This window comes from Streptomyces sp. NPDC006393, assembly GCF_040628575.1.
Classification (GTDB): Bacteria; Actinomycetota; Actinomycetes; order Streptomycetales; family Streptomycetaceae; genus Streptomyces.
Genome location: NZ_JBEXZD010000196.1, coordinates 1 through 5,566 on the forward strand (window position 1 = coordinate 1; position 5,566 = coordinate 5,566).

5 protein-coding genes and 2 pseudogenes are annotated in these 5,566 nt (G+C 73.3%); 5 read left to right on the forward strand and 2 right to left on the reverse strand.

The window, feature by feature from the left end:
• The 3 genes and pseudogenes from ABZ484_RS38170 to ABZ484_RS38180 form a co-directional block, all read left to right on the forward strand.
• On the forward strand, positions 1–451 hold a 451-nt coding region (locus ABZ484_RS38170), incomplete at its 5' end, for a transcriptional regulator (RefSeq protein ID WP_358870549.1).
• Positions 452–474: 23 nt separating this feature from the next.
• Positions 475–1,722: an MFS transporter gene (locus tag ABZ484_RS38175; RefSeq protein WP_358870550.1), complete on the forward strand. Its 1,248-nt coding sequence runs from the start codon at positions 475–477 to the stop codon at positions 1,720–1,722.
• Positions 1,723–1,789: 67 nt separating this feature from the next.
• Positions 1,790–1,936: pseudogene (locus ABZ484_RS38180) on the forward strand (MFS transporter); the annotation flags it as partial.
• An 18-nt stretch (positions 1,937–1,954) separates the two neighbouring features.
• Here the strand turns inward: ABZ484_RS38180 and ABZ484_RS38185 are convergent.
• The gene (locus ABZ484_RS38185; protein ID WP_358870551.1) at positions 1,955–2,590 is read right to left on the reverse strand and encodes a TIGR03085 family metal-binding protein; all 636 of its coding nucleotides are present in this window, start codon (positions 2,588–2,590) and stop codon (positions 1,955–1,957) included.
• 82 nt (positions 2,591–2,672) lie between these two features.
• On the opposite strand from ABZ484_RS38185, the gene hisI reads away from it, so the two are divergent.
• Positions 2,673–3,077 (forward strand): phosphoribosyl-AMP cyclohydrolase, encoded by a 405-nt coding sequence (gene hisI, locus ABZ484_RS38190; protein WP_358870552.1) that lies wholly within the window; start codon positions 2,673–2,675, stop codon positions 3,075–3,077.
• Between the two features lie 10 nt (positions 3,078–3,087).
• A complete protein-coding gene (locus ABZ484_RS38195) occupies positions 3,088–4,578 on the forward strand; it encodes an anthranilate synthase component I (protein WP_358870553.1) in 1,491 nt (496 codons plus the stop codon).
• A gap of 30 nt (positions 4,579–4,608) precedes the next feature.
• Here ABZ484_RS38195 and ABZ484_RS38200 read toward each other — a convergent pair.
• Positions 4,609–5,566, reverse strand: a pseudogene (locus ABZ484_RS38200) (hypothetical protein); the annotation flags it as partial.

Consider the following 5,566-nt stretch of genomic DNA (forward strand, 5'->3'; position numbering starts at 1 on the left):
CGAGGCCGTGTCGCTGGTCAGCTACCACCTGCGCAAGCTCGCCGAGCACGGACTCATCGAGGAGGCCGAGCCGCGCAGCGCGGACGCGCGGGAACGCTGGTGGCAGCCCGCCTCGGACGGCGTCTCCATCCGCGACAAGGACTTCCAGGACGCCCCGGAGAAGGTGGCGACGCACCTGGCGGCCTCCCGGCTCTTCCTGGAGCAGCGCGCCGAGATGTACCGCACCTACCTCGACGAGCGCCCCCACTGGGGGCCGGAGTGGAACGAGGCCGCCCACGACAGTGAGTCACTGCTGCGGCTGACCGCCGGCGAACTGGCCGAGCTGAAGAAGGACCTCCTGGACCTCCTGAAGAAGTACGACGACGAGGGCCGCGCCCGTGAGGCGGCCGGCGACACCGAGGGGCGCGAGAACGTCGCGCTGCACATGTACGGATTCCCGTTCCGCGTCTGAGAGAGGCCGCCACAGTGACCACCGTGTCCGCGACATCCGCCGACGCACCCGCCGTCGAACGCCCCGCGCACCGCGATGCCAACGTGTTGCGCTGGCTGGGCGCCTACACCGCGTCGATGATGGGCGACAACGTCTACTACATCGCCCTGTCCTGGGCGGCCGTGCGGGGCGGGTCGCCCGCGCAGGCCGGAGCGGTGATGGCGGTGAGTGCGCTGCCAAGGGCGCTGCTGATGCTGGGCGGCGGAGTGGTCGCGGACCGGTTCGGTCCGCGCCGGGTCGTCATCGGCAGCGACGCGGTGCGGTGCGCCGCCGTCCTCGCCGTGGCCGCCCTGCTGTGGATCACCAGCCCCGGGCTGTGGCCGCTGACCCTGCTCGCCCTCGTCTTCGGCACCGTCGACGCCGTGTTCATGCCCGCCGTCGGCGCCCTGCCCCCGCGTCTGACGAGCCGGGGCCAGCTCGCCCGCGTACAGGGCATGCGGGGCCTGGCGATCCGGTTCGCGAACGTCGTCGGCGCCCCGCTCGGCGGGCTGGGTGTCGCACTCGGCGGCGCGGCGGCCGCCTTCGGGCTCGCCGGGCTGCTGATAGCCGTCTCGGTGCCGCTGCTGGTCTCCGTCCGGATGCGCGACCTGCCCCCGGACGACACGGCCGGCACCGGCGACACCACCGCCTGGCGCGATCTGCTGGTCGGCCTGAGCTACATACGGCGGCACCGCGTCCTGGCCCCGCTGATGCTGGCCATCGCCCTTGGCGACCTCGGTTTCACGGGTCCGCTCAACGTCGGCCTCACCCTGCTGGCCGACGAACGCGGCTGGGGCGCCTCCGGCATGGGCTGGGTGGTGGCCGGGTTCGGCACGGGGGCCGGTGCCGCCTCCCTGCTGCTCACCGTGCGCGGGCGGCTGCCGCACGCGGGACAGCTGGTCGCGTACTTCGTCTTCGGTGGCTCCGTGGCCATCGGCGCCCTCGCCTACGCCCCCGGCGTCGTCGCGGCCGTCGCGGTGGCCCTGCTGGTCGGCCTTCTCGCGGGACTCAGCGGCGCCCTGTGCGGCGCGCTGCTGCAGACCCAGGCCGAACCGGCGTATCTCGGGCGGGTCACCGCCGTCGCGAGCCTGGTCAGCCTAGGCTTCGCCCCGCTCAGCATGCCGCTGTCCGCCGCCGCGATCGGGGCCTTCGGAACCGGTCCGGTGTTCGTCGTCAGCGCGGCGGTGTGCGCCCTGGGCGGCGTCGCCGCCCTGGCCGCCCCCGGCCTGCGCCGCGCCCAACTGCCCCGCTGAGCCACCGCCCGCCGGACCCCGCAGACCTGACCACCGCCCGCCGGACCGGACACCGGCCCCGCTCAGAGTCGCGGCAGTCGCGGTGGCCGTGCTGATCGGCCTGGTCGCGGGACTCAGCGGCGCGCTGTGCGGCGGCGCGCTGCTGCAGATCCACGCCGATCCCGCCTGCCCGGGCCGGGTCACGGCCGTGCGCGGCGTGGTCAGCCTGGGCCTGCGCCGCGCCCAACCCCGCTCAGAACCCCAGCTGCTTCGTCTCCGACACCTTCGAGATCGCGTCCTGCTCGCCCTCCAGCTCCACGCGGGCCGCGCTCTGCCGGCCGAACGCGAACAGCAGCAGCTCCGACGGCTCGCCCGTCGCCGTCACCACCGGCGTGCCCCGGTGCGCGACGGCCGTCTGGCCGTCGGGGCGGCGCAGCACCAGGCCTGTCGGGATGCCCCGCCCCAGCAGCCGGGCGGTGCGCTCCAGCCGGGACCACAGGGCGTCCTGGAAGACGGGGTCGAGCTCGCGCGGTGCCCAGTCGGGCTGGGCGCGCCGGACGTCCTCCGTGTGGACGTAGAACTCGACCGTGTTGGCCGCCTCGTCGACCTGCTTGAGCTGGAAGGGGGAGAAGCGCGGCGGGCCGGTACGGATCAGCTGGATCAGCTCCTCGTACGGCTTCGCGGCGTACTCCTGGAGCACCTTCTCCAGGCGGGACGCGAGCGGTTTGATCAGGGCGCCGCCGGCCGCGTCCGGGCGGCGCTCGCGCACCACGACGTGCGCGGCGAGATCCCGGGTGAGCCAGCCCTCGCAGAGAGTCGGCGCCTCGGGACCCGCGGTCTCCAAGAGGTCGGCGAGCAGAAGCCGTTCACGCTTGGCAAAGGTCGACATGGAGTCAGCCTACGACCACGGTGCGCGTCCGCACACCGGACGCGCCCCCGGACCGTCACCGCAGCGCGGCACAATGGCATCCATGACCAGCACGCCCGGCACCCCCCGGCCCAGCAGCCTCGACCCCGAGATCGCCGCGCGCCTCAAGCGCAGCGCCGACGGACTCCTCCCCGCGATCGCCCAGCAGTACGACACCGGAGAGGTGCTGATGCTGGGCTGGATGGACGACGAGGCGCTGCACCGCACGCTCACCACCGGCCGCTGCACCTACTGGTCGCGCAGCCGCCGGGAGTACTGGGTCAAGGGCGACACCTCCGGCCACTTCCAGTGGGTGAGGTCCGTCGCGCTCGACTGCGACGCCGACACCCTGCTGGTCAAGGTCGACCAGGTCGGCGCCGCCTGCCACACCGGCGCCCGCACCTGCTTCGACGCCGATGTACTGCTCAAGGACGGCGACTCTCCCGCCGCCCCGGCGTCCGATCAGTAAGGTCGGCGGCATGGACCTCGAGACCTTCCGCAAGCTCGCCACCGACCGGCGCGTCATCCCGGTCACGCGCAAGCTCCTCGCCGACGGCGACACCCCGGTCGCGCTCTACCGCAAGCTCGCCGCCGAGCGCAGCGGCACGTTCCTTCTGGAGTCGGCGGAGAACGGGCGTTCCTGGTCCCGGTACTCCTTCGTGGGCGTCCGCAGCGCCGCCACCCTGACCGAGAGGGACGGCCGCACCCACTGGCTGGGCGCGCCGCCGGTCGGCGTCCCCGTCGAGGGCGACCCGCTGGCCGCCCTGCGGGCCACCGTCGAGGCCCTGCACACGCCCCGCGACCTCGCCCACGACCTGGGCCTGCCGCCCTTCACCGGCGGCATGGTCGGCTATCTGGGCTACGACATCGTGCGGCGCCTGGAGAAGGTCGGCCCGGGCGAGCGGGACGACCTGCGGCTGCCCGAGCTGACCATGCTGCTCACCTCCGACCTCGCCGTCCTCGACCACTGGGACGGCACCGTGCTGCTGATCGCCAACGCGATCAACCACAACGACCTCGACACGGGCGTCGACGAGGCCTACGCGGACGCCGTCGCCCGCCTCGACGCGATGGAGGCGGACCTGTCCCGGCCGGTCGCCCAGCCCCCGGCCGCGCTGCCGCCCTCCGAACTGCCCGAGTACACCGCGCTGTGGGGCGGGCAGGACTTCCAGGCGGCCGTCGAGGACATCAAGGAGCGCATCCGCGCCGGCGAGGCCTTCCAGGTCGTGCCCTCGCAGCGCTTCGAGACGCCGTGCACGGCGAGCGCGCTGGACGTCTACCGGGTGCTGCGGGCCACCAACCCCTCGCCGTACATGTACCTCTTCCGCTTCGAGGGATTCGACGTCGTCGGTTCCTCCCCGGAGGCGCTGGTCAAGGTCGAGGACGGGCGGGCCATGGTCCATCCCATCGCCGGCACCCGCCCGCGCGGCGCCACTCCGCAGGAGGACCAGGCCCTCGCCGAGGAACTGCTCGGCGACCCCAAGGAGCGCGCCGAGCACCTGATGCTCGTCGACCTCGGACGCAACGACCTGGGCCGGGTCTGCGAGCCGGGCTCCGTCGAGGTCGTCGACTTCATGTCCATCGAGCGGTACTCGCACGTGATGCACATCGTCTCGACCGTCACCGGGCGGGTCGCCGCGGGCCGTACCGCCTTCGACGTGCTGACCGCCTGCTTCCCGGCGGGCACGCTGTCCGGCGCGCCCAAGCCGCGCGCCCTCCAGATCATCGACGAACTCGAGCCGTCCCGGCGGGGGTTGTACGGCGGCTGCGTCGGCTACCTCGACTTCGCCGGCGACTCCGACACCGCCATCGCCATCCGCACCGCCCTGCTGCGCGGCGGCACGGCGTACGTCCAGGCCGGAGCCGGCGTGGTCGCCGACTCCGACCCGGTCGCGGAGGACACCGAGTGCCGCAACAAGGCGGCGGCGGTCCTCCGCGCGGTGCACACGGCCAACCGGCTCACCCCGTAGGGGGGTTCGGCGGCCGGGCGGTGCGGCGGCTCAGCCGGTGAAGGCAGCCGTGCCGTTCGGGACGCCGAGCCCGGACGGACCGTCGTACCCGCTGGTGCCGGTGCACAGGTACGAGCCGGAGCAGCTGCCGTTGGAGCCGCTGGTCACGTCGTACAGCGCCGAGGTGTGGGCGTACGGGAACGACGCCGGGTACGAGCCGGAGGACGGAGAGCCCGCCAGTGCGTAGGTCGCCGCGATCAGCGGGGACGAGGCGCTGGTGCCGCCGAACACCATCCAGCCGGTGGCCTGCCGGTAGCTGTCGTACACCGCCACACCGGTGTTGGGGTCGGCCACCGCCGAGACGTCGGCGACGGTGCGCTTCGCGCAGCCGCTGTCGGTCTGCCAGGTGGGCTTGGCGTCGTAGGCGGAGCAGCCCGAGCCCGCGCCGCTCCACACGGTGTCGGTCCAGCCGCGGGAGTTCGACGCGGCCTTGAGGGACGTGCCGCCCACCGCCGTCACGTACCGGGACGCGGCCGGGTACTCGACGCCGTATCCGTTGTCACCGGAGGAGACGGTGATGGCGACACCGGGGTGGTTGAAGTACTGGGTGTCGAAGGTCGGGTCGCTGGAGGACTCGCCGCCGCCGTAGCTGTTGGAGACGAACTTCGCGCCCAGCCTGACCGCGGTGTTCACGGCCGTGCCGAGGTTGGTCATGCTCGCCGAGGAGGCCTCCACCAGCAGGATCTTGCAGTTGGGGCAGGCCGCGCTGACCATGTCGAGGTCGAGGGAGATCTCCTCCGCCCAGCCGGAGTCGCCCCGGGGATAGCTGGTGCCGCCGTTCTGGTCGGCCTTCCTGAAGCAGCCGTTGGCCGTGGTGCAGGCGGGCAGCCCGTACTGCGAGCGGTAGACGGCGAGGTCGGCCTCGGCGTTCGGGTCGTCGTAGGCGTCGACGATCGCCACCGTCTGCCCCGAACCGCCGGTCGCGGAGGGCAGGTTGTAGGCCGCCTGC